At 55.6% G+C, this 24,423-nt stretch carries 25 protein-coding genes; 8 read left to right on the top strand and 17 right to left on the bottom strand.

Annotated features, from left to right (window positions below; genetic code table 11):
* Position 1: 1 nt before the first annotated feature.
* The 6 genes from hisS to ndk form a co-directional block, all read right to left on the bottom strand.
* Positions 2-1,276 carry a histidine--tRNA ligase gene (gene hisS, locus J5067_RS13705; RefSeq protein WP_264643625.1) on the bottom strand — a complete coding sequence of 425 codons (1,275 nt, stop codon included), beginning with the start codon at positions 1,274-1,276 and terminating at the stop codon, positions 2-4.
* 118 nt (positions 1,277-1,394) lie between these two features.
* Positions 1,395-2,516, bottom strand: coding sequence for a flavodoxin-dependent (E)-4-hydroxy-3-methylbut-2-enyl-diphosphate synthase (ispG, locus tag J5067_RS13700; RefSeq protein ID WP_264643626.1), 1,122 nt, complete (start codon positions 2,514-2,516; stop codon positions 1,395-1,397).
* A gap of 40 nt (positions 2,517-2,556) precedes the next feature.
* Entirely contained in the window at positions 2,557-3,537 is a 981-nt protein-coding gene (gene rodZ, locus J5067_RS13695; RefSeq protein WP_264651341.1) for a cytoskeleton protein RodZ, read from the bottom strand.
* A complete protein-coding gene (pilW, locus tag J5067_RS13690) occupies positions 3,527-4,318 on the bottom strand; it encodes a type IV pilus biogenesis/stability protein PilW (protein ID WP_264651340.1) in 792 nt (263 codons plus the stop codon). Before pilW ends, rodZ begins: the two co-directional genes overlap by 11 nt.
* A gap of 188 nt (positions 4,319-4,506) precedes the next feature.
* On the bottom strand, positions 4,507-5,715 hold the full coding sequence (locus tag J5067_RS13685; protein WP_264651492.1) for a bifunctional tRNA (adenosine(37)-C2)-methyltransferase TrmG/ribosomal RNA large subunit methyltransferase RlmN: 1,209 nt from the start codon (positions 5,713-5,715) through the stop codon (positions 4,507-4,509).
* Positions 5,716-5,905: 190 nt separating this feature from the next.
* Positions 5,906-6,337, bottom strand: a complete 432-nt coding sequence (gene ndk, locus J5067_RS13680; protein ID WP_264643629.1) for a nucleoside-diphosphate kinase — start codon at positions 6,335-6,337, stop codon at positions 5,906-5,908.
* Between the two features lie 380 nt (positions 6,338-6,717).
* On the opposite strand from ndk, the gene J5067_RS13675 reads away from it, so the two are divergent.
* From J5067_RS13675 to J5067_RS13660, 4 genes are all read left to right on the top strand, one after another.
* The gene (locus J5067_RS13675) at positions 6,718-8,274 is read left to right on the top strand and encodes a PTS transporter subunit EIIC (protein ID WP_264643630.1); all 1,557 of its coding nucleotides are present in this window, start codon (positions 6,718-6,720) and stop codon (positions 8,272-8,274) included.
* A gap of 13 nt (positions 8,275-8,287) precedes the next feature.
* A complete protein-coding gene (locus tag J5067_RS13670; RefSeq protein WP_264651339.1) occupies positions 8,288-9,667 on the top strand; it encodes a 6-phospho-alpha-glucosidase in 1,380 nt (459 codons plus the stop codon).
* Positions 9,668-9,753: 86 nt separating this feature from the next.
* Positions 9,754-10,605: a 3-mercaptopyruvate sulfurtransferase gene (gene sseA / locus J5067_RS13665; protein ID WP_264651338.1), complete on the top strand. Its 852-nt coding sequence runs from the start codon at positions 9,754-9,756 to the stop codon at positions 10,603-10,605.
* Between the two features lie 21 nt (positions 10,606-10,626).
* Positions 10,627-11,418 carry a MurR/RpiR family transcriptional regulator gene (locus J5067_RS13660; RefSeq protein WP_264643633.1) on the top strand — a complete coding sequence of 264 codons (792 nt, stop codon included), beginning with the start codon at positions 10,627-10,629 and terminating at the stop codon, positions 11,416-11,418.
* A 35-nt stretch (positions 11,419-11,453) separates the two neighbouring features.
* Here the strand turns inward: J5067_RS13660 and sseB are convergent, their stop codons facing one another.
* From sseB to trmJ, 11 genes are all read right to left on the bottom strand, one after another.
* Positions 11,454-12,254 (bottom strand): enhanced serine sensitivity protein SseB, encoded by an 801-nt coding sequence (sseB, locus tag J5067_RS13655; RefSeq protein WP_264643634.1) that lies wholly within the window; start codon positions 12,252-12,254, stop codon positions 11,454-11,456.
* A gap of 29 nt (positions 12,255-12,283) precedes the next feature.
* The gene (gene pepB / locus J5067_RS13650; protein ID WP_264643635.1) at positions 12,284-13,582 is read right to left on the bottom strand and encodes an aminopeptidase PepB; all 1,299 of its coding nucleotides are present in this window, start codon (positions 13,580-13,582) and stop codon (positions 12,284-12,286) included.
* 115 nt (positions 13,583-13,697) lie between these two features.
* Positions 13,698-13,898, bottom strand: coding sequence for a Fe-S cluster assembly protein IscX (iscX, locus tag J5067_RS13645; protein WP_264643636.1), 201 nt, complete (start codon positions 13,896-13,898; stop codon positions 13,698-13,700).
* 12 nt (positions 13,899-13,910) lie between these two features.
* Complete coding sequence (fdx, locus tag J5067_RS13640) at positions 13,911-14,246, bottom strand: ISC system 2Fe-2S type ferredoxin (RefSeq protein WP_264643637.1); 336 nt, start codon at positions 14,244-14,246, stop codon at positions 13,911-13,913.
* A gap of 2 nt (positions 14,247-14,248) precedes the next feature.
* Positions 14,249-16,099, bottom strand: coding sequence for a Fe-S protein assembly chaperone HscA (gene hscA / locus J5067_RS13635; protein ID WP_264651337.1), 1,851 nt, complete (start codon positions 16,097-16,099; stop codon positions 14,249-14,251).
* Between the two features lie 88 nt (positions 16,100-16,187).
* Positions 16,188-16,706 carry a co-chaperone HscB gene (hscB, locus tag J5067_RS13630; protein ID WP_264643639.1) on the bottom strand — a complete coding sequence of 173 codons (519 nt, stop codon included), beginning with the start codon at positions 16,704-16,706 and terminating at the stop codon, positions 16,188-16,190.
* 87 nt (positions 16,707-16,793) lie between these two features.
* Positions 16,794-17,117 (bottom strand): iron-sulfur cluster assembly protein IscA, encoded by a 324-nt coding sequence (gene iscA / locus J5067_RS13625; protein WP_264643640.1) that lies wholly within the window; start codon positions 17,115-17,117, stop codon positions 16,794-16,796.
* A 72-nt stretch (positions 17,118-17,189) separates the two neighbouring features.
* Positions 17,190-17,576 (bottom strand): Fe-S cluster assembly scaffold IscU, encoded by a 387-nt coding sequence (gene iscU, locus J5067_RS13620; RefSeq protein WP_195315164.1) that lies wholly within the window; start codon positions 17,574-17,576, stop codon positions 17,190-17,192.
* Between the two features lie 24 nt (positions 17,577-17,600).
* The gene (locus J5067_RS13615; RefSeq protein ID WP_264643641.1) at positions 17,601-18,815 is read right to left on the bottom strand and encodes an IscS subfamily cysteine desulfurase; all 1,215 of its coding nucleotides are present in this window, start codon (positions 18,813-18,815) and stop codon (positions 17,601-17,603) included.
* Positions 18,816-18,889: 74 nt separating this feature from the next.
* Positions 18,890-19,384: a Fe-S cluster assembly transcriptional regulator IscR gene (gene iscR / locus J5067_RS13610; RefSeq protein WP_222157767.1), complete on the bottom strand. Its 495-nt coding sequence runs from the start codon at positions 19,382-19,384 to the stop codon at positions 18,890-18,892.
* Positions 19,385-19,548: 164 nt separating this feature from the next.
* Positions 19,549-20,283, bottom strand: a complete 735-nt coding sequence (gene trmJ / locus J5067_RS13605; RefSeq protein ID WP_264651336.1) for a tRNA (cytosine(32)/uridine(32)-2'-O)-methyltransferase TrmJ — start codon at positions 20,281-20,283, stop codon at positions 19,549-19,551.
* A 132-nt stretch (positions 20,284-20,415) separates the two neighbouring features.
* On the opposite strand from trmJ, the gene suhB reads away from it, so the two are divergent.
* The 4 genes from suhB (at position 20,416) to J5067_RS13585 (ending at position 24,407) form a co-directional block, all read left to right on the top strand.
* Entirely contained in the window at positions 20,416-21,219 is an 804-nt protein-coding gene (gene suhB, locus J5067_RS13600; protein WP_264651335.1) for an inositol-1-monophosphatase, read from the top strand.
* A 183-nt stretch (positions 21,220-21,402) separates the two neighbouring features.
* On the top strand, positions 21,403-22,527 hold the full coding sequence (locus J5067_RS13595; protein WP_264651334.1) for an ABC transporter substrate-binding protein: 1,125 nt from the start codon (positions 21,403-21,405) through the stop codon (positions 22,525-22,527).
* A gap of 3 nt (positions 22,528-22,530) precedes the next feature.
* On the top strand, positions 22,531-23,607 hold the full coding sequence (locus J5067_RS13590) for an iron ABC transporter permease (RefSeq protein WP_264643645.1): 1,077 nt from the start codon (positions 22,531-22,533) through the stop codon (positions 23,605-23,607).
* Complete coding sequence (locus J5067_RS13585) at positions 23,604-24,407, top strand: ABC transporter ATP-binding protein (RefSeq protein WP_264651333.1); 804 nt, start codon at positions 23,604-23,606, stop codon at positions 24,405-24,407. The genes J5067_RS13590 and J5067_RS13585 overlap by 4 nt, the downstream gene beginning before the upstream one ends.
* The last annotated feature ends 16 nt before the right edge of the window (positions 24,408-24,423 follow it).

The following is a 24,423-nucleotide window of genomic DNA, read 5'->3' as shown; positions in this document are numbered from 1 at the left end:
CTCAATCCAGTAACGTTGCCAGACGCGCGGCAACGTCCGCCTGCGCCAATGTATCCTGCTCGCCGCTGCTCAGATTTTTCACCACCACCTGACCGGAAGCCACTTCGTTCTCGCCCAGCACCAGCGCGATACGAGCACCCCATTTATCCGCGCGAGCAAACTGTTTCTTGAAATTACCGCCGCCGTAGTTGGTCATCAATTTCAGCTCAGGCAGCGCATCACGCAGCGTTTCAGCCAGTTGCATGGCCGCTGACTGCGTGCCGACGCCAGAGGAAATCAGATACGCATCCACGCCGGGCAGTGCGGCGAAATCCGGATTAACCGACTGCACCAACAGCACTAAACGCTCAAGCCCCATGGCAAAACCGACAGCAGGCGTGGCATGTCCGCCGAGTTGCTCCACCATGCCGTCATAGCGGCCGCCCGCACACACGGTGCCCTGCGAACCCAGACTGGTGGTAACCCACTCGAACACGGTGCGATTGTAATAATCCAGGCCGCGCACCAAACGCGGATTCACCGTAAATGGGATACCCGCTTGCGTTAAAAGTTCACCCAATTGTTCAAAGTGTTGGCGAGATTCATCATCCAGATAATCCGTCAGCACCGGCGCATCATTGAGAAGCGCCTGCACCTGTGCATTTTTGGAATCCAGTACGCGCAGCGGGTTGGTGTACATGCGACGCAAGCAATCTTCATCCAACTGATCTTTGTGTTGCTCCAGAAACGCGATCAACGCATCACGGTAGCGCGCCCGCGCCTCCAGCGAACCGATGGAGTTCAGTTCCAATGCAACGTGTTCGGCAATGCCGAGCTCACGCCACCAGCGCGCGCTGAGCAGAATCAGCTCGGCATCAATATCCGGCCCTTGCAGACCAAACACTTCGCAACCTAACTGATGGAATTGACGGTAGCGCCCTTTTTGTGGACGCTCGTGACGAAACATCGGCCCCATGTACCATAACCGCTGTTCCTGATTATAGAGGATGCCGTGCTCAATACCGGCACGCACGCAGCCTGCGGTCCCTTCCGGGCGCAGTGAGAGGCTATCGCCGTTACGGTCGTCAAAGGTGTACATCTCTTTTTCGACCACGTCGGTCACTTCGCCAATCGCCCGTTTAAACAACGGCGTCTGTTCAACGATGGGCAGCCGAATTTCACTGTAACCGTAACTGCGGAGTACTTTTTTCAGGCTATCTTCAATACGCTGCCATAGGGCCGTTTCGGCAGGCAGATAATCATTCATGCCGCGTATGGCTTGGATATTTTTTGCCACGTCAGTTCTCTATGCGTTGTAAATGTTCCATGGAACCCGATTATAGGGGGTTCAAGGTGCTCTGTTCAATGTTAAAGCCAGCGCCGGGTTTGACGGCCACTGACGATGCGAGAGCAGATTACTTGTCCACCACGTTGACCGTGATGCGTTTATTTTCATCCAACATCGCCGCTTTGGCGCGAATTTTCGCTTCCAGTTGGTCAATCATGTCGTCGTTGTCAAAGCGCTCTCTCTGGCGCACGCCATCTTCATAAAAGCCGCTTTTCTTGCTACCCCCGGTCACGCCCAGCGTTGAGACCAGCGCTTCGCCCGGCCCGTTGACCACGCAACCGATAATGGAAACGTCCATCGGCGTGATGATATCTTCCAGACGCTGTTCCAGCGCGTTGACCGTGCCGATAACATCGAATTCCTGACGAGAGCAGGTCGGACAGGCGATGAAATTGATACCACGCGCGCGAATACGCAGCGATTTGAGGATATCAAAACCGACTTTGACTTCTTCAATCGGATCGGCCGCCAGTGAAATGCGCAGGGTGTCGCCAATGCCTTCCGACAGCAACAGCCCCAGACCGATGGCCGATTTGACCGCGCCGCTGCGTGCGCCGCCTGCTTCCGTAATCCCCAGATGCAGCGGCTGATCGATACGCGCCGCCAGCAAGCGGTAAGATTGCACTGCCAGAAACACATCCGACGCTTTCACACTCACCTTGAACTGATCGAAGTTAAGGCGATCGAGGATGTCCACATGACGCATCGCGGATTCCAACAGCGCTTCCGGTGTAGGCTCACCGTATTTCTCCTGAATGTCTTTCTCCAGAGAACCGCCGTTTACCCCGATGCGAATCGGAATGTTTTTATCGCGCGCACAATCGACCACAGCGCGAATACGCTCTTCGTTGCCGATATTGCCGGGGTTGATACGCAGACAGTCCACGCCGTACTCCGCCACTTTCAGCGCAATACGGTAGTCAAAATGGATATCGGCCACCAGCGGAACGTTAACCTGCTGTTTGATCAGTTTAAACGCTTCCGCCGCGTCCATGGTGGGCACGGAGACGCGAACAATATCCACGCCAACGCGTTCAAGGGACTTGATCTGTTTTACCGTGGCGTCCACATCGGTGGTTCGGGTGTTAGTCATCGACTGCACAGCAATCGGTGCGCCGTCACCAACAGGCACCTTGCCGACGTAAATGCGCGTTGATTTGCGACGGACGATGGGTGCTGGGTTATGCATTACTTCTTCTCCACATTTACAGCATCACCGGCACCGGAAATTACTCCGCCGCCAGCGTCAGACGAGCAATCTGGTTGCTTCTTACAAACCGGGTCAAATCCACCGGTTTACCTTGATACTGGATATGTACTGCCGCCGGTGCGCCGATCTTCAAGCGATAAGGCGCCTGACCGCTCAGGTTTAACACACTGCCGCTGCGCTGTACGCCGCTGTAGAGTTTTTTGCCAGCCGCATCTATCACTTCCAGCCAGCAGTCGCCGCTAAAGGTCATGGCAATGGTGTTGCCATTGTCACTGGCAGGCGTTGCGTTCGGTGCAGCAACGGGCTCGGTAGCCGTAGACGAGGGCGTGGTAACCGGAGCAACAGACTGATGCCCATTACCGGCCTGCGCTGGTACACCCGTGGTCGTTGCTGTATTTGCAGCAGGCGTATTCACCGACGCCGAATTCGCGGCGGTGTTTGCCCCTTCCGGCGCAGCTGGCGCCATCTGCGTCAGATCGATGGTTTGTGAACCGGTAGTGGCAAGCGGAACGGCCGTTTGCCCCTCAGCCTCATCCGGTGAATTAGCCGCAGCGTGATCGACCATAGAGCTGATCTCTTGCTGCTGCACCTGATAATTCTGCCACCACCACGCGCCGGTTAACCCGAGCACGATAAGCACGACCAGCCAGGTAAAGGTCATCAACCAGCCGTCGCGTTTTTTGCGGCTTTTTCCCAAGGCAAAGCCTTGCATTGAAGCCACGTTGGCGATTCTCGGCACCACGTGTTTATCCAATGCTGGCAGCAGTTCGCTTTCCGGCAAATGCACCAGCTTGGCGTAAGAGCGGATATAACCGCGCAAAAAGGTAGGTGCTAAATCGGGAGAGGTGCTGCCCTCTTCGATCTCTCGCACGGTGGTCACTTTGAGGCATAAACGTTCAGCGACAGTTTGCTGTGTCAATCCCATATGCTCACGCGCCTGACGCAGACGCTCGCCAGGAGTGGCAGGGGTGGTATTTTCTAGAGTGGCTTCAGTATTCATTCGCTAAGAACTGCTGGTACTGTTTAGAGTGTGGAAAACTTCGCGCCAGCCTGTCGCCATGATAGTTACGCTCATCATCACGGCCCGCCAACGCGGCGAAACGAATCTCTAACCATAGACTCTCAGCGCTGGCTGGAAGGCTATGGTGATAAATATCCAAAAGATGCCTGGCTTCGTTAAATTGTTGGGCAGTCAGTCGATGCCCCACTTCACTGAGCACCCTGTCGCCTTTTGTCGGGTCATAGTGTAGCGCCCGAACTAAAAATGTGCGTGCCTCATCACATTTTCCCGCTTTGAAATGGCAGTATCCCGCGTTTTCCAAAGCCTGCGCAACTTCCCGATAATCAGGATGTTGCGCCGCAGCGCTGAACTGTTTCTGCGCCGCTACATACTGCCCTAAACTACAGAGAAACGCACCGTAATTATTCATTACGCTGGCATTTTCCGGTGCCTGACGCAATGCGGTTTGATAGCGCCGTTCCGCCGCGCCGTATTCACCGATACGCTGTTCGTACAACGCCATGCCCAGTTGGGTACGATAATCGTCCGGAGCGGCCTCGACGGCACTCGACAAGTTACGCCGCGCCGCATCAAGGTCATCGCGTTTCAGGTATGCCATTCCCAGTTGTAACCGCGTGGTGACCAATGCGTCAGTCGCCGACGGGCGCTGCACCTTGGCACACCCACTCAACAGTGGCAGTACGATGCCGAGCGCGAATAAAACACCACGCGGTACATACTGCTGACGTGGTACATACGCTTGCTCAATACGAGGTGTCATCCTGACCCTCCGCTGATAAACGGATTCCCTGTCCGCACGCTGAATCCCGCGTTGCCGTTATTGCGGCAAGTACCCTCGCGCATTCAGCCAATACGCGCTAACCCTTGCGGACGCCATCATATGCCGATGAACGGCGTTTGGCACCCTGATTCGATGTCAAATGCCATTTCACCAAGCACATTAAGACATTAGACCGCTTTAACCTGAATTGGTTCACCTGCGCGTTTGGTGCGCAGCGTCCGCTTGGTGCGATCGACCACTTCGCCCGCCAATTGACCGCACGCCGCATCAATATCGTCACCGCGCGTCTTACGCACGATAGTGGTGAAACCATACTCCATCAGCACCTTGGAGAAACGGTCTACGCGGCTGTTGGAACTGCGACCATAGGGCGCGCCCGGGAACGGGTTCCAGGGAATCAGGTTGATCTTGCAGGGGGTATCTTTTAAACACTCGGCAAGCTGATGCGCATGTTCGGTGCCATCATTGATGTGATCCAGCAGCACGTATTCCACCGTAACGCGCCCCTGATTGGCATTGGATTTCTCCAGATAGCGACGCACAGCGGCTAAAAAGGTGGCGATGTCGTACTTTTTGTTGATCGGCATGATTTCATCACGGATATCATCCGTCGGCGCGTGCAGCGATATCGCCAAAGCGACATCAATCATATCACCCAATTTATCCAGAGCGGGCACCACGCCAGAGGTAGAAAGCGTCACGCGGCGCTTGGACAGACCAAAACCGAAATCATCCAGCATGATCTCCATGGCGGGCACCACGTTGTTAAGGTTGAGCAACGGCTCACCCATGCCCATCATCACGACGTTAGTGATCGGGCGCTGACCGGTGACTTTCTGGGCACCGATAATTTTCGCAGCACGCCACACCTGACCAATGATTTCCGACACACGCAGGTTACGGTTAAACCCCTGCTGCGCGGTAGAGCAAAACTTGCATTCAAGGGCGCAACCCACCTGCGAGGAGACGCAGAGCGTGGCGCGATCCTCTTCCGGGATGTACACGGTTTCGACCCGTTGCCCACCGACCAGAATCGCCCATTTGATGGTGCCGTCCGAAGAGCGTTGTTCAGCCACCACCTCCGGTGCACGGATTTCGGCTATCTGCTCAAGCTTCTGACGCAGCACCTTGTTGATGTCCGTCATGTCAGCGAAATCATCGCTACAGTAGTGGTACATCCACTTCATCACCTGATCGGCACGGAATGGCTTCTCGCCAATCGAGGCAAAAAAGGCGCGCATTTGCTGACGGTTTAAATCCAACAGGTTGATCTTTTCACCGTCGGTTTTCACGACAGGTGCAGCATCAGCAGCAGTGGAGGAACAGGTGGTGGCAGACAGGGTGTTGCTTTCCGCCAAAGACGGGGACTGGGACATGCTCATAATGGTAACTCTGGCCTCGTTGTTACACGTTGTGGCGCGACAAATGACGATAATATGAATAGGAAACGCCCCGGACAAACAGTGCGTGCTCATCCGGGGCGCGGCATTGTACAAAGTTTAAAACAGCGATGCTACCGCCGTCGCGTTTTTTTACGTTTGGCGCAAGAAAAACCGCCGCAACGCATCAACGTAGACGCGGGCAGATCTCTTCGGCGCTGAAGAAATACGCAATTTCACGTGCCGCGGATTCCGGGGAATCAGAGCCATGTACCGCATTTTCGGTAAAACTGTCTGCGTAGTCAGCGCGCAGCGTACCTGCCAGCGCGTTCGCCGGATTAGTCGCCCCCATGATGTCACGGTTACGCTGAATGGCGTTTTCCCCTTCCAGCACCTGCACCATGATTGGGCCAGAGGTCATGAAATCCACCAGGCCATCAAAAAACGGCTTGCCTTGATGCTCGGCGTAGAACCCTTCCGCCTGTGCACGGGTGAGTTGCACCATTTTGGCGGCTACCAGCGTGAAGCCAGCGCTTTCAAAACGCGCGTAAATGGCACCGATGGCATTCTTGGCTACGGCATTGGGTTTTACGATGGAAAAGGTACGTTCTACCGTCATATTGACCTCATTATGTCACACGCTAATAACGACCGGATTAAAAGAATTATCATACCAGTCAGTGAAAGTGGCGCCGATTATAGGGTGGCTGCATTCCCTTGCCTATCGGCTTATATAACATTTTCTTAAAAAAATCGTATCTTTTTGTCTCGCCATTATGCACATCACCACACCGGAGGGTGCATACCGGTGTTACCGCAATCGCCGCGCGATCACACTTCCCAGAGTCATTTGTTACCTTTTGAGTAATTTGTTTTTAAAACAATAAGATAACTAGAACTCTTGCACCATTCACTGCTAGGCTTTACCCGTACGCTACTCCTTCTCAGGTGATACCTGACAGACGTTACCCTTAACAATAGCCACGAAGAGGGCAAAAAATGAAAAGAGCCGTCAATGCGTTGCAGAACTTCGGCAAATCGCTGTACGGTCCGGTGCTGATCCTGCCAATCGTCGGGTTGTTTATCGCGTTTGGTAATGTGTTCGGTAACGGCAACCTGGCCGAATACCTGCCTTTGCTGCACCACCCCATTATTCAGAGTTTTGGTCAACTGATCGCCAAATCCGCCGTTGCCATTCTGGCCAATCTGGCGCTGGTGTTTGCCGTTGGTATTCCCATCGGCCTTGCCACGCGTGATAAAGGCTATGCCGCGCTGATCGGGCTGGTGACCTTCATCATTTTTATCAACGCGATGAACATTACGCTGCAACTTCAGGGCAAACTGGTGCCCGCAGCGGAGATGCGTCCTGCCGGACAAGGCATGGTGCTGGGCGTGCAAGTGCTGGAAATGGGCGTGTTCGCCGGTATCCTCATCGGCGCGTTTGCCGGTTATCTGTTTAACCGTTATTCCAGCAAACAGTTTAACGGCGTGATGGCTATCTACTCTGGCCACTGTTTTGTCACCATTCTGGCGATCCCCAGCGCAATATTGCTCGGTTTTGTCATGAGCACCGTCTGGCCCTATGCCCAGCACGGCATTAGCGCACTGGCCTTTGCGATTAAAGGCGCAGGCCCGTTTGGGGTCGCTATTTACGGCTTCCTTGAGCGTATTCTGATCCCAACCGGGCTGCATCATCTGGTCTACACCCCATTCCTGTATACCGAACTGGGTGGAACCGCCGAGGTGTGCGGCAAGCTGTATCAGGGTGCACGCAACATTTATTTCGCTGAAATGGCCTGCCCCAGCGTCACACAGCTGAGCCCGACCGTCGCCTGGGACGCGCGCGGTATCAGTAAAATGTTTGGCCTGACTGCGGCGGCACTGGCGATGTACGTCACGGCCAAGCCAGAAAAACGCATTGCCGCCAAGGCCATCCTGATTCCCGCCGCCTTTACCTCATTCCTGCTCGGCGTCACCGAGCCGCTGGAGTTCTCCTTCCTGTTCGTCGCGCCGTTACTGTTTGTGGTGCACGCGGTATTAACCGGATTGGGGATGATGCTGTTTTCAGTGCTTGGCGTACATGCCATTGGCGCTAACGGCGTGATCGATTTTCTGCTGTATAACCTGCCGCTGGGCATCGCCAAATCCAACTGGCCAATGTACATCGCGGTCGGCCTGACCATGTCGGTGATCTACTTCTTTGTGTTCCGCACCCTGATCCTGTACTTCGACATGCCGACACCGGGACGTGAAGCGGATGAAGACGAGACGCGGCTCTACTCCAAAACCGACTATCAGAGCAAAGCGCAGGAAAAAGGCAGCAACGTCCCCGACGGCGCCACCGTCATCGCCGGACTGGGCGGTAAACCCAATATTGAGGTGGTCGACAACTGCTACACCCGATTGCGGGTGACAGTGAAAGACACCGCGCTGGTTGACGACCAGCAGTTGAAAACCACCGGTGCCAAAGCCGTTATCCGCCAGGGCAACAATGTTCAGGTGGTGTATGGCCTGCATGTAAAAACCGTTCGTGAAGCCGTAGAAAATGCGCTTTAAAAGGAGACAAACGATGACCAAACCCCCTTTCATCCTGACCATTGCCGGTGGCGGCAGCACCTATACGCCCGGCATCGTGAAAAGCCTGATGGTACGCCTGGCCGATTTCCCGCTGGCTGAAATCCGCTTGTACGACATCGACAGTCAACGTCAGGACACCATCGCACCGGTGGTCGAAAAGGTGATTCGCGATCACAGCGACAGTATTCGTTTCTGCGTCACCACCGATCCGGAAGTGGCCTTTTCCGGCGCGCATTTTGTGTTTGCACAGATGCGCGTTGGACAATACAAAATGCGCGAGCAGGATGAGAAGATCCCGCTGCGTCACGGCGTGGTTGGGCAGGAAACCTGCGGCCCCGGTGGATTGGCCTACGGCCTGCGTACCATCCTGCCGATGGTGGAACTGATCGATCTGGTTGAACGCTTTGCACATAAAGACGCCTGGATTGTTAACTACTCCAATCCGGCGGCCATTGTTGCGGAAGGGATCCGTCGCCTGCGCCCTGATGCCCGGGTACTCAATATCTGCGATATGCCAGTGGCAGCGATGCGCAATATCGCCGCCGTGCTGGGCGTAAAACGCGAAGAGATTACCGTCGATTACTTCGGTCTGAATCACTTTGGCTGGTTTACCCGCGTGCTGGTCGAAGGGGAAGATCGTTTACCGCAGCTGCGTGAGCACATCGCCCGTTATGGTCTGCTGACGGCCAATGCCGCGGACACCGATCCGCAGCATGCCGATCCGTCCTGGGTGAAAACCTGGCGCAATATCAAACCTGTAATGGATCATTTCCCGGAGTTCGTGCCGAATCCCTATTTGCAGTACTACCTGATGCCTAACGATATCGTCGCGCATCAGGACCCCAACTACACCCGCGCCAATGAAGTGATGGATGGGCGTGAGAAGAAGCTGTTTGCCGCCGCCGCCACCTACAAACAAACCGGGATTTTGCCGGACGCGTTCCACGTTGGCGTGCACGGAGCGTTTATTGTCGACGTTGCCTGCTCGCTGGCGTTCGACCTGCGCCAGCGCCATCTGGTGATCGTTGAGAACAAAGGGGCGATTGCCAATCTGCCCTATGACGCGATGGTGGAAGTGCCCGCGTATATCACGGCTAACGGACCGGAGCCGGTTCGTATGGGCAATGTGCCGACGTTCCACCGCGCGCTGCTGGAACAGCAGTTGGCCTCCGAGCAATTACTGGTGGAAGCGACCCTTGAAGGCAGCTACGAGAAAGCGTTACAAGCGTTTACGCTTAACCGCACCGTGCCCACTATGCAGCATGCCAAAGCAATCCTCGATGAGATGATCGCAGCAAACCGGGAATATTGGCCGCAGTTGACACAGGCCTACCGTGACGGCGTGGCGGTCAACGCAGGCAAATCCGAATAGCTGCTTGTCGGAAAAGGAAAAATGGCTGACAATATTTACCACTGTTTCACTCAGGGCGGCATGCACTGCCCGTGCGTGGGGTTTATATGTCAGCTTCCTCTTCACGTTTGTTTGTTTCTGCCGACTGGCTCGCGGAGCATCTGGCTTCCGATGACATCACACTGATCGATGCGCGCATGCTACCCCCGGGTGAAACCAGCCGGGATATCCATGCTGAATACCGCGCGGGGCATCTGCCCGGCGCGGTTTTTTTTGATATTGAAGCCCTGTCCGATCCCAATACCGCATTGCCCCACATGATGCCCAGCGCCGAAGCGTTCGCCAACGCGATGAGTGAATTGGGCATCAGCGATCAGCAGCCGCTGGTGATTTACGATGAGGGTAATCTGTTTTCTGCCCCACGTGCCTGGTGGATGCTAACCCACTTCGGCGCTCGCCAGGTGGTGATTCTTTCCGGCGGACTGGCGGAGTGGAAAGCGCAGGGTTATCCCATCGAGCAGGGAGAGGTGCATCCCGCGCACGCGCATTTTAATGCAGTGTTGACCGAAGGAGCAATCCGCTCTCGGGAACAGGTAGTGGCGATCAGTCGCGATGGCTCGGCGCAAATCGTCGATGCGCGCCCCGCCCCGCGTTTTCGCGGGGAAGTGGATGAACCGCGCCCCGGTCTGCATCGCGGCCATATTCCCGGCAGCCTGAACGTACCCTGGGGCGATCTGGTGACACAGGGTACCCTGAAACCCAGCCCAGAGCTGGCGACGATCCTGCACAAAGCGGGCATGGATTTCAGCCGACCGATTGTTGCCAGTTGTGGCTCCGGCGTTACCGCCGTGGTGGTGATCCTGGCGCTTGCGCAGTTGGGCGTGTCCGATGTCACGCTGTATGACGGTGCCTGGAGCGAATGGGGCGGCCGTGATGACACCCCTATCGCGTTAGGCTGATTGCCACGCAGGAGCAGCACCATGGATAGCCGGTTGACTTCACTGGTTCACCACGGCCGAGACTTGACGCGCGCGGAACACCGCGTGCTGGTGTTTATCGCCGAGCATGCATCGCTGGTCGGCAAAATCACTGTGCGTGAACTGGCGCAGCAAACCTATGTCTCGACGGCAACCATCATGCGCCTGTGCCAAAAAATGGGGTTCAGCGGCTACAGCGAATTTATCTATCACTGTAAGCAATTGCTCGCAGACGTGCCGCGTTCGTTTCCGGCAAACCCCACGTCCGTTACCAGCGACGGTATCCCCGAAGCCTATCGCCATTTTGTCGCCAATTACGAAAAAACCTTTACCTACGTAACGCCTGCGCTGATGGACGCCTTCTGCCATATTCTGCGTCACGAGAGCCATTTTTTTCTTTACGGTGCCGGGTTCTCTCACCTGTTCACCGAGTATTTCGCCAAAAAGCTGCAAATACTGGGTAAAGATGCGTTTGTTTCCGGTCTCGGGGACAGCAAAGGGATTTTTCTCAGCAACGCGCCCAAATACCGCATCTTTATCGCTATCTCGCGCAGCGGTGAAACCGAGCAGGTGATTGAAAAAGCGCAGATCGCCCGAAACATCGGCATGACTGTGGTCGCCTTCACCCGTGCGTCGTTTAATCCGCTAGCCAACGTGGCGGATTTACACTTTCGCTTGCATGATGATGCCATTCATTTTGCGGCCGAAGCGGGAGAGATTAGCTCGTTCGAGTCTAATTTGGTGTTGCTGATTGATTTACTACTGCTGCGGGCGACCACGGGCAACCCGGCCTAGATGGCATCCCCTCGGCAGGGGATGCACAAGGTCAGTTACGCGTTGCCTGTCTGTTTGAACTCGCGCAGGAAGCTGCCCCACTTACGCTCATAAAACGGCGTGGCGTGGTGCAGAAAATAGTGGCTGACGCCGCCCTTTTCTTCCTTATCGACGATACAAATATCCACCGGCTGATCGCCGACCACCGTATCGCTGGCAACGGTGCCCACCGCCTGGACCACCGCATCTACCTCATCCATATCGACCAGTTCCAGACCGATCAGCAGATTCGGTTGCGCTTCACCTTCCTGGATCTGTACCACCCACGCGCGACGTACCGGCCGGTGTTTGGCAAGCAGTTGCGTCAGTGAATCGATCATTTGATCCGGCGACGGTTCCGGCAGACTGAGATGCACTTCTACTGGCTCATCTACCACACGGCTTTGCACAAAGCCATTGCCCTCTCCCGCCAGCATGTGTTCCACCTCCTGCGGCAGGAACTCTTTGCCATAGGGGAGTTTAGGATTAAGGAACAACGTCTGCCCCTGCGTTAATTCAAACAGTGAGCGGGCTGGCAGCGCCAGAAAAGCGGCTTCCGTTGAGATAGCCATCTGCAAGGCATCCAGCGACGAGAAAAATGGGATAGCGGTGCTGCCATCGGGTTTTTCCCAGTGCTGAATCTCAACCTGGCTGCCCACAGGCAGGGTACTGGCGCCCTGTTCACTGGCGTCATCGCTGTTGCCGATGATATAGACGGTGGCGTCCATCAGTTCGGTGAAGAACTCAGGCCGATGGGCGGGCTCAGTCGCCGCCTTCATCAGCACCTCTTCCAGCTTGTTTTGCGGTGTAAATGTCATACTGTTGTTATCACTCAAGCCTTATTCACTCAATGCTGGTCTTCGCTCAGCAGCAGATTGGCCAGCGTACGTACGCCCAAGCCGGTCGCGCCGGTCGCCCATTGATCCACCGCCCCTTTACGGTAGGTGGCGGAGCAGTCGATATGCAGCCACCCTTTCTGATAGGACGAGACAAAGTGCGACAAGAACGCCGCCGCCGTGCTGGCACCCGCGCTATGCGCCGCACCTGCAACGTTATTCAGCTCGGCAAAACTGGACGGCAGTTGTGAACGGTGAAACTCTTCCAGCGGCAAGCGCCAGAACGGTTCGTTTTCCTGTTTTGCACTGGCGAGCAGGCGTTCAGCAAAGGCATCATCAAAGCTGAACAGCGCGTGATAGTCGTTACCCAACGCCGTTTTGGCCGCACCGGTCAGCGTGGCACAGTCGATAATCCACTGTGGCGCTTGCGCACTGGCATCGATCAGGCCATCTGCCAGCACCAGACGCCCTTCCGCGTCGGTGTTCATCACTTCAACGGTTTTACCGTTGCGGTAGCGCAAAATGTCGCCGAGACGGAAAGCGTTGCCGCTCACCATATTGTCAGCGCAGCACAGATAGAGTTTAACGCGACGGGTTAACCCTTGAGCAATCGCCAGCGCCAGCGCACCGGTAACCAGCGCCGCACCGCCCATATCGGATTTCATCGAATCCATGAAGCCACTCGGCTTCAGGCTGTAGCCGCCGCTGTCAAAGGTGATGCCCTTGCCCACCAGACAAGCAAACACCGGCGCATCCGGGCTGCCCGTCGGGTTAAAATCCAACGCCAGCAACACCGGCTGGCGTTCAGAGCCGCGCCCTACCGTATGCAGCCCGATATAGTTTTGATCGCGCAGATCTTCAGCCTTGGTGATGCGATAGTTGACCGCATTGCCGCCCACATCGTGCAGCAAATCCACCGCACGCGTTGCCAGTTGTTCTGGCCCGAGATCTTCGGCGGGCAGGTTAATGGTGTCGCGTACCCAATCGACAACTTTCAGGCGCAGATCCAGCGCTTTGCGCTGCGCCTCTTCCAACGGTGCCCATTCGACGGTACGCTTGCCTTTTGGTGCGCGGTAGCCTTGCCAGAACGCCCAGCTGGTTTCCAGATCCCAGCCTTCGCCCACCAGTTTGACGTGTTTGATGCCTTGCCCGTCAATCTTGCGCGCCGCACGCTGAATGATGCCCAGCGCTGCCGCTTCGGGCAGATGAATGGTAAATCCCTGTTCGTTCGCGCTCAATGACGCTTTTTCTCCCCAACGTGCATCGGCAGGCTGGGTGGAGAGTGAAATCTGCATAGCTTCGCTTGTCATATCAGCTCCGTGGATATTATTTTCAACAGCAGCCTATACCCGTCATGTTTCAATTCGAATTATTCAGGGTGATGGTGCTGAAAAAAAGGGCCGCCCGTCAGGCAGCCCCGAATCATCATTCTGCTTCGTCTAACCACACCAGCAGTATTGCTTCCAGGATTTTTTCATTGGAAGCGTCCGGCGCGTCATCAAAATCGTCCAGCTCGCAAATCCAGCGATGCAGGTCGGTAAAACGCACGGTTTTCGGATCCGTGTCAGGAAACGCGTCATACAGCGCTTCACCAATGGCACGGCTGTCAGTCCATTTCAATCCCATGTTCTGCTCCTGTTAATGCTCGCGGGCATGGTTAATGGTGTAACGCGGGATCTCAACCACCAGATCGTCGCCCGCGACACGCGCCTGACAGCCCAGACGACTTTCAGGCTCCAGCCCCCAGGCTTTATCCAGCATGTCATCTTCATCTTCTGTGCTTTCCGCGAGAGAATCAAACCCTTCGCGCACAATGCAATGACAGGTGGTGCACGCACAGGACTTCTCGCAGGCGTGTTCGACTTCAATACCATTGCGCAGGGCGACGTCCAGAATCGTCTCGCCCACTTTGGCTTCCAATACCGCGCCTTCAGGACACAAATCCTGATGCGGCAAAAAAACTATCTTAGGCATGCTTACACCTCGTCCACAGAGTGTCCTGCCAGCGCCCGACGAATGGAAGCATCCATACGACGTGCAGCGAACCCCTGGGTTTGTTGATCTACTGTTTTTATTGCGGCTTCAATCAGCGCAACGTCATCACCGGCACTCACCTGTTGCAGTGCCGACACCGCCTGAACGATAGCCGTCTGTTCTTCACGACTCAGCAAGTCCGCATCGGCGGCCAGCGCGCTCTGCACGCTTTCCAGCACCCGAGCAGCTTCGACTTTCTGTTCCGCCAGCATGCGCGCAGCGACGTCACCCTGCGCATTCTGCATCGAATCGGTGATCATCGCGGCAATCTCATCATCGCTCAACCCATACGACGGTTTGACCTGAATCGCGGCCTCCACACCCGTGGATTTCTCCATTGCCGTGACGCTCAGCAAGCCATCGGCATCCACCTGGAAAGTAACGCGAATATGCGCGCCGCCCGCGGGCATGGGCGGAATGCCGCGCAGCGAGAATCGCGCCAACGAGCGACAATCCTGCACCAGCTCACGCTCACCTTGCAGCACATGGATCATCATGGCAGTCTGACCGTCTTTAAACGTGGTGAACTCCTGTGCGCGCGCCACCGGGATGGTGGTGTTACGCGGAATCACCTTCTCGACCAGGCTCCCCATGGTTTCCAGACCGAGCGATAGCGGAATCACATCCAGCAGCAGCATCTCGCTGTCTGGCTTGTTTCCCACCAAGATATCTGCCTGAATGGCCGCGCCCAGCGCCACCACTTTATCCGGATCGATGGCGGTCAACGGCGTGCGGCCAAAGAAATCACCGACGCGGGTGCGCACTAATGGCACGCGGGTCGAGCCCCCCACCATCACCACTTCCTGCACTTCATCCGCCTGAACGCCCGCGTCTTTCAGTGCCCGACGGCAGGAAAGCAGCGTGCGTTTCACCAGTGGCTCGATAAGCGCATCAAACTGTTCGCGACTCAGTTCACCCTGCCAGTTGCCAACCTGCACCGTCACCGACGGCGCGGCACTAAGCGCAACCTTGGCATGCAAGGCCGTTTCAATCAATTCACGCTGCACCCGTGCATCAGACCGATCGTTGACGCCCGCCTGCTCACGCAACCATTCCACCAACAGGTGATCGAAATCGTCGCCGCCGAGCGCCGAATCACCGCCAGTCGCCAGCACTTCAAACACCCCGCGGCTTAAACGCAGAATGGAGATATCAAAGGTACCGCCGCCCAGATCGTAGACGGCAATCACCCCTTCCTTGCCCGAATCCAGCCCGTAGGCGATAGCTGCCGCCGTTGGCTCATTGAGCAAACGCAGCACATGCAGCCCGGCCAGACGCGCCGCATCTTTGGTGCCTTGACGCTGAGCGTCGTCGAAATAGGCAGGAACGGTGATCACCACGCCATCCGGCACGCCTTCCAGCGCCGCTTCAGCACGCGCCGCCAGCGCCGACAAAATATCAGCAGAAACCTGAATCGGGTTTTTATTACCTGCCGCCGTTTGCAGCACCGGTAAGCCGTTGTCGCTGGCCTGAAAATGGTACGGCAAATGGGGATAGCGTTGTTGAATATCGGCCAGAGAACGGCCCATCAGTCGTTTAACGGAACTGACGGTGTTGGCGGGATCGTTTACCGCCTGCGCCTGCGCCGCCCAACCGACATCAATGCTTTCTGCGCCATAGCGCACCACCGACGGCAGCAGTTCGCGCCCTTCGGCATCCGCCAGCGGCTGTGCTTCACCGCTGCGCACCGTTGCCACCAGCGAATTGGTGGTACCGAGATCAATACCCACGGCAAGACGGCGCTGATGTGGTGCTGCGCTGAGGCCGGGTTCACTAATTTGTAATAGGGCCATATTGAGCTTCCATCAATTGGCTGTCAGCGCCACCGTTGCGCCGACGAAATAAAAAGACGTTATTCGATTATGTGCATCACTGCGCAGATTAGCGATCCAGCAGTTGTTCTTCGAGTTGTTCCACCTGCTGTTGCAGCTTATCCAAAAAGCGGAGTTTACGCACCGTATCTGCGGCCGCAGACCACGCTGCCTGCGCCAGCTCAGACTGCATCTGCGTCGTGCGCTGCCGTGTCATGGCCGTTAACTGGTCAGCAAAGTCAGCCAGCGCGGCGTCGGGATCGGCCTGATGCGAAATCGCATCCAACCGTTCGCGCAGTTCCAGTTGCTCCATCAGAAAGGCGGTATCGCGCATCGTATGTTGCTCGTTACCCAGATCAAAACCGTGCAACGATAACATATATTCTGCGCGTTTCAGCGGATGTTTCAGCGACTGGTAAGCATCATTAACCGTCGCCGCCTGCTGTACGGCCAGCAGACGCTCGCGCTCGGGGTGCGTGGCAAAACGGTCGGGATGGAACTGGCGTTGCAGTTCCTGATAACGAGAAAGGAGCAGGCTGCCATCCACATCGTAGTGGACCGGCAGCCCGAACAACGTAAAGTAATCCATAGTGCGCTCGGACAGTGTGGCGCTAACGGGTAGCCGCCCTGCGCCAATGCGTCACGAGCATGCCCCCGCTAACACGGGCAAAACGAATCAGACCGTAAAGCTTTCGCCGCAGCCGCATTCGCCGTTAACGTTGGGGTTATTGAACTTGAAGCCTTCGTTCAACCCTTCTTTGACGAAATCCAACTGCGTGCCGTCGAGATAAACCAGGCTCTTGCCATCGATGATGACTTTTACCCCTTTATCTTCAAACACCACATCGTCGTCATTAAGGTCGTCAACAAACTCAAGCACATAAGCCATACCTGAGCAACCCGACGTCCGCACGCCCAGACGCAGGCCAACGCCTTTGCCTCGATTTACCATAAAAGCGCTGACACGTTGTGCTGCGCTATCGCTAAGAGAAATAGACATACACCAACCTCGGTACCGTTAGCACGCCTACTGCCCAACGCATACGCGCCGGGCAGTAGGTTCGCCGACCCATTATTTCGCTGTGCGTTTGCTTTTGTAATCTGCGATCGCTGCTTTGATCGCATCTTCCGCCAGAATAGAACAGTGAATTTTCACCGGTGGCAGTTCCAGCTCCTCGGCGATCTGGGTGTTCTTGATCGCCTCGGCTTCGTCCAGAGACTTGCCTTTCACCCATTCAGTGATCAGCGAACTTGAAGCAATGGCGGAGCCACAACCGTAGGTTTTGAAACGTGCGTCTTCGATAATGCCGTTGTCGCTGACTTTGATCTGTAATTTCATTACGTCGCCACACGCCGGTGCGCCCACCATGCCGCTGCCAATCGAAGGATCGGCGTTGTCAAAGGAGCCGACGTTGCGCGGATTTTCGTAATGATCAATAACTTTTTCGCTGTATGCCATGATTAACGTTCTCCGTGCTGCGAATTAATGATGAGCCCATTCGATGGTGGTCAGATCCACGCCCTGCTTGAACATCTCCCACAGCGGGGACAGGTCACGCAGACGTCCGATGGATTTCTGTACCAGATCGATGGTGTAGTCGATCTCTTCCTCGGTGGTGAAGCGGCCGAGAGAGAAGCGGATCGAGCTGTGCGCCAATTCATCATTCATGCCCAGCGCACGCAGCACATAGGATGGCTCCAGGCTCGCAGAGGTACAGGCAGAACCGGAGGAGACAGCCAGGTCTTTCAGCGCCATGATCAGGGATTCACCCTCAACATAGTTAAAGCTGACATTGAGGATATTCGGCGCGCCCTGCTCCAGGTCGCCGTTAAGGTACACCTCTTCAATATCCTTGATACCGTTCCACAAGCGATGGCGCAGCGCGCTCAGGCGAGCCATTTCCGCCACCATCTCTTCTTTGGCAATACGGTACGCTTCACCCATGCCGACGATCTGGTGCACCGGCAAGGTGCCGGAACGCATACCGCGTTCGTGACCGCCGCCGTGCATCTGCGCTTCAATACGGATACGGGGTTTACGACGCACATACAGCGCGCCAATGCCTTTCGGACCATAGATTTTATGACCGGAGAAAGACATTAAATCGACTTTGGTCTTACTGAGATCGATAGGCAGTTTGCCCACGCTCTGCGTCGCATCAACATGGAATACGATACCACGGCTACGGCACATCTCGCCGATAGCGGCAATATCCTGTACCACACCGATTTCGTTGTTCACGTGCATGATGGAAACCACAATGGTGTCTTCACGCATTGCCGCTTCGAGTTCATGCAGATCGATAATGCCGTTGCGCTGCGGCGCGAGGTAAGTGACCTCGAAGCCTTCACGCTCCAACTGACGGCAGGTATCCAGCACGGCCTTGTGTTCGGTCTTGCTGGTAATGATGTGCTTGCCTTTCTTCTGATAGAAGTTAGCGGCACCTTTGATAGCCAGGTTGTCGGCTTCGGTCGCGCCGGACGTGAACACAATTTCACGCGGATCGGCACCCACCAGATCGGCAATTTGGTTACGCGCGATATCCACTGCCTCTTCCGCCTGCCAACCAAAGCGGTGAGAGCGGGAAGCCGGGTTGCCAAACGTACCGTCCAGGGTCAAAAACTGCATCATTTTTTCAGCCACGCGCGGGTCAACCGGCGTCGTGGCTGAATAGTCTAGATAAATGGGTAACTTCATTGCTCATAAACTCCGTACATCACTTCAAAACGTACAATGCGTTTTGATTTTATTATTCCTGCGAGGATGAACTATCAGGCGCGCAGATTGACATTAATGGTTTCTTGAAAACGTCCGTTAGCGGTGCGGCGCGTGTCGGCATCTTGGCGATCCGCCACGTCCAGCACTTCCTGATTATTCACCAGTTCGTCCAGCGTGATATTGTTCAAGAAATCGGTGATACGGTCGCTGAGATCGCGCCACAGCGTGTGCGTCAGGCAGCGATCGCCACCCTGGCAGCCTTCACGCCCCTGACAACGGGTCGCATCGACGGATTCGTCGACGGCAGAGATCACGGCACCAACGGCGATTTCATTGGCGTTTTTGCCTAGCAGGTAACCACCGCCCGGCCCACGGACGCTGGAAACCAGCCCGTTTTTGCGCAAGCGAGAGAACAGTTGCTCGAGATAGGACAGCGATATTCCCTGTCGCTCGGAAATATCCGCCAAAGGAACCGGCCCTTCTTTGGAGTGCAGCGCCACATCAAGCATGGCGGTAACGGCATAACGGCCTTTTGATGTCAGTCTCATAATAGTGGTACCTGTAGATAAAACAGCTTATTATCGAACACGGTTATTATAACATGCACTGTAAATGCATGTACTTACATAGCACCCTTCGAGTCTGACATTCCCGAGTGTTTTAGTCAACTATTTAACCGAGTAATTCACTCAAGTATTTACGCTATGCTTTTCTAGTCCTGACTGTCATGTCGGTTTTTTTGTACCGAGCTCAAAATGCCGCGCAGAATGGCCAACTCCTGCTCTTCCGGGCGCGCACGGGTGAATAAGCGACGCAGCTTGTGCATCACCTGCCCCTGATGGGCCTTACGAATAAAACCGGTATAGTGCAGCGTTTCTTCCAGATGGGTATAGAAACGTTCCAGATCGTCAACCAGCGGGTAAGGTTCTTCTGCGATCTGGGGTGCTCCCTGCGCCAGCAAATCCAGATGCGCAACGCGAACTTCATAAGCGATCAGCTGTACTGCCATCGCCAGATTCAACGAGCTGTACTCGGGATTGGCGGGAATACAGACGTGATAGTGGCATTTTTGCAGTTCGTCATTGGTCAACCCCACGCGTTCACGGCCAAACACCAGCGCCACCGGTGCGTGCTGCGCTTCGTGCGCACTGCGCACGCCGCACTCGCGCGGTTCGAGCATCGGCCAGGGCAGCGAACGGGAACGCGCGCTGGTACCCACCACCAGGTTACACCCGACCAACGCCTCATCCAGCGTATTGACCAGCGTAGCGTTTCCAATAATATCGCTGGCACCTGCGGCCAGTGCGATTGCCTGTGAATCCGGTTTGATCAGTGGGTTCACCAGATAGAGGTTCTTTAATCCCATGGTTTTCATCGCTCTGGCGGTGGACCCCATGTTGCCTGTGTGCGAGGTTTCCACCAGAACGATACGAATATTCTCTAACATGTTGACTCGGCAGTAAGAAAGAAGAAAAAGAGTGAAAAACAGGATTAGTGTATCACAGACTTCGCTATTTTCTCTTTCCCCTGCTATACTGCGCCTCGCTTTCTGTTCTTTAACATCCTAGTGGACGATACCATGCATCCGATGCTTAACATCGCTGTGCGCGCTGCGCGCAAGGGCGGTAATTTAATTGCCAAGAATTATGAAACCCCCGACGCCGTTGAAGCGAGCCAAAAAGGCAGCAACGATTTTGTCACCAACGTTGACCGCGACGCCGAACGCCTGATTATTGAGGTGATCCGCAAATCCTACCCCCAGCACACTATTATTGGTGAAGAGTGCGGCGAAATAGTCGGTGAAGACGACACAGTGCAATGGATTATCGATCCGCTGGATGGCACCACCAACTTCGTAAAACGTCTCCCCCATTTTGCTGTTTCCATTGCGGTGCGCATTAAAGGCCGCACTGAAGTCGCCGTGGTTTACGATCCGATGCGCAATGAACTGTTTACCGCCACGCGCGGTCAGGGCGCACAGTTGAACGGCTATCGTCTGCGCAGCGGCAACGCGCGCGATCTGGAAGGCACGATTCTGGCAACCGGCTTTCCTTTCAAGCTGAAACAGCACGCTACCCCTTACATCAATATGGTGTCAGCCCTGTTTACCACCTGTGCCGACTTCCGTCGTACCGGTTCTGCCGCGCTGGATCTGGCCTATGTGGCAGCAGGCCGCGTAGACGGTTTCTTCGAGATTGGCCTGAAGCCCTGGGATTTCGCCGGTGGCGAACTGATTGTGCGTGAAGCGGGCGGCATCGTGACTGACTTCGTTGGCGGCCACAACTACCTCTCTTCTGGCAACCTGGTGGCGGGCAATCCGCGCGTGGTGAAATCCATTCTGTCCACCATCCGTGAACAACTTAGCGAAGCCCTGAAACGCTAAGGCTGTCTTTTGTCCCGTTCGCCGTCGGTGGGCGGGACAACATCTGATATTTTTCCTTACATTGCGTTTCTGTTAAGTTTTGGCGTATGGTAATACGATAATGATTATCAAATGCATTACATCTGTCTGATTTGTATTAGGAGAGGCTTAATTCATCAGGGCAGATGGTAACGGGACGACACCATGTTTAAAAAATCCATCAACTCGCTGTTCTTCACGGCACTCCTTGCTACACCACTTTTCAGCCACGCCACGCAGTATCCCTTAACCATCACTGATATGGCGGGCAATACCGTCACGCTGCAACACGAGCCGAAGCATCTGGTGCTGCAAGACGGGCGCGATATTATGGCGCTGGCACTGCTGGATCGCGACGATCCGTTCCAGCGTTTGGTGGCGTGGAACAACCTGCCGAAAAAGCAGGATACCGCTACCTGGAATCTGTTGAAGGGCAAATGGCCGGACGCAGAAAACATCCTCGATATGGGCTTTGGTGACAAAGGTGATATCGAGCTGGAAAGCGTGCTGGTGAAAAAACCGGATTTGATGGTAGCGCAGCTGCGTGCCAAGGCGTCGCTGGAAGGCAATGGCGTGGTGAACAAGCTGAATGAACTGCACATTCCGCTGCTGTTTGTCGATTATGAAATCGATCCGGCCAAGAACACCGCAGACAGCATCGACCTGCTCGGCAAGGTGCTTAACCGCGAAGAGAATGCCAAAGCCTATACCGATTTCTACCGTCAGCACGCCACCGACATCCAGCAAAAAACCTCAGCCATTACCCCCAAACCGCGCGTGTTTATCGAACCTATCGCGGGCAACAGCGATGCCTGCTGCTTTAGCCATAAAGATAACGGCTGGGGCGGTTTGCTAAGAGCGGTTGGGGTGACCAACATCGCCGCCGATCTGCTGCCGGGTGCCACCGGTTTTATCTCACTGGAAAAAGTGATTGCGGAAAAACCGGATGCCTACATCATGACCGGTTCCAAACGCGGCAACAGCGCCAACAAAATTCTGTCGTTCGGCTATGGCGCCACCGCTGAGGATATTCAGGCCAAAGCAGATGTGCTGTTAAGCCGTCCGGGTATCGATCAGGTCCCCGCTATCAAGGCCGGTCAGGTTTACGGGGTGTATCACCACTTCTATAACCATCCGTATAACATTGTCGGCATGGAATATCTGGCGAAAATTGCCTATCCGCAAGCCCTGGCAACGTTAAATCCGGATCAAACCTACCACGATATCGTGCGTCGCTTTACCACGCTTCCGGACACGCCGTTTATTTTCAGTCAAAAGTTGGCCAAGTAGTCGATGAGTACAACCACTGACATCAGCCGCCAAAAGGCGGCTGAATCGGATATCCTCCGTCACTATCAAGATATTCTGCGCCACCGGTTGCTGATCATGCTGCTGCTGGTCGTCGCCATTGTTGCCTCCCTGCTGCTGGATTTCACCATGGGGCCGTCTGGGCTTTCGCTCGACGTGCTGTGGCAAACCCTGACCAACCCGGCACAGGCCGATGCCGGCACGCGCGTGATCGTGTGGGATATCCGCCTGCCCTATGCGCTGATGGCGCTGATCGTCGGGCTGGCCTTAGGGCTGGCAGGCGCAGAGATGCAGACCATCCTGAATAACCCGTTAGCCAGCCCGTTTACCCTGGGCGTCTCCTCGGCCGCCGCCTTCGGTGCTGCCTTGGCGATTGTGTTGGGGATTGGTATTCCCGGCATTCCGGCCCAGTGGTTTATCTCCGCCAACGCCTTTCTCTTTGCGCTGATGGCCGCACTGCTGCTCGATGGCATTACCCGCTGGACCAACGTTGCGACGTCCGGCGTGGTGCTGTTCGGCATCGCGCTGGTGTTCACCTTCAATGCGCTGGTCTCCATGCTGCAATTCATTGCCAATGAAGATACCTTGCAAGGGCTGGTGTTCTGGACCATGGGCAGCCTGGCTCGCGCCTCATGGGAAAAGCTGGGCGTACTGCTGTTGGCACTGGCGGTATTGATGCCGCTGTCGTTTATGAGTTCATGGAAACTGACCGCCCTGCGTCTTGGAGAAGATCGCGCCACCAGTTTTGGCATCAACGTGCGCCGTTTGCGTCTGACGACGCTGTTGCGCATCAGTATTCTCTCCGCGCTGTCGGTGGCATTCGTCGGCCCGATCGGTTTTATTGGCTTGGTCGCGCCACACATTGCCCGCATGGTCTTCGGCGAAGATCACCGCTTCTATCTGCCCGCCAGCGCGCTGATTGGTGCGTTGGTGTTGTCGCTGGCGTCGGTAGCGTCTAAAAACCTGATCCCCGGCGTGATTATTCCGGTTGGGATCGTGACATCGCTGGTTGGGGTGCCCTTCTTCCTGAGTATTATTCTGCGCCACCGGGGGAATGTATGAACCAGACGCTGCCTCACGCCGGTTTGCGCATCTCCCGTTTCGAGGCCGGTTACCCGAAACGACAAATCATTCACAACCTCAATGTGCCGCTGCTGCCGCGCGGTAAAATCACGGTACTGCTCGGCCCGAACGGCAGCGGCAAATCAACGCTGCTGCGCGCACTGGCAGGGCTGGGCAATGCCCAGGGTGAGCTGCATCTGGACGATACCGAACTGATGCAGTTGCCGTTCGCCAAGCGCGCGGAACAGGTGGTTTACCTGCCACAATCCCTGCCTGCGGGCGTGCATCTGCACGTGCTGGAATCGATCATCGTGGCGCAGCGAGCTTCCGGCGGTTTGAACTCGCGCGAGAAAGAGAATGAGGTGTTGACGCTGCTGCGCCAGCTCGGCATTGAACATCTGGCGATGAGCTATCTGGACCAGCTGTCCGGCGGCCAAAAACAGCTGGTGGGGCTGGCGCAATCGCTGATTCGCCAACCTTCCCTGCTGTTGCTGGATGAACCGTTAAGCGCACTGGATCTCAACTACCAGTTTCACGTGATGGATTTGGTGCGTAAAGAGACGCGCAAGCGCAATATCGTTACGCTGGTGGTGGTGCACGACATCAACATCGCCCTGCGCCATGGCGACCATGTGCTGATGCTGAAAAACGGTGAACTGATTGCCGATGGCGCACCCGCCGAGGTGATCAGCGCTGACAGTTTGGCACAGGTGTACGGCGTACGCGGACGCATTGAGCGCTGTTCGCAGGGTATACCGCAGGTGATGATCGATGGGTTGGTGTCTGAACCGACGATTTAATTGCCAGTGCATTGAA

Origin of the sequence: Candidatus Symbiopectobacterium sp. NZEC151, assembly GCF_025962655.1 — a bacterium.
GTDB lineage: Bacteria > Pseudomonadota > Gammaproteobacteria > Enterobacterales > Enterobacteriaceae > Symbiopectobacterium.
Note: the sequence above shows the minus strand (reverse complement) of the source record. Positions and strands in the feature narration are given on the sequence as shown.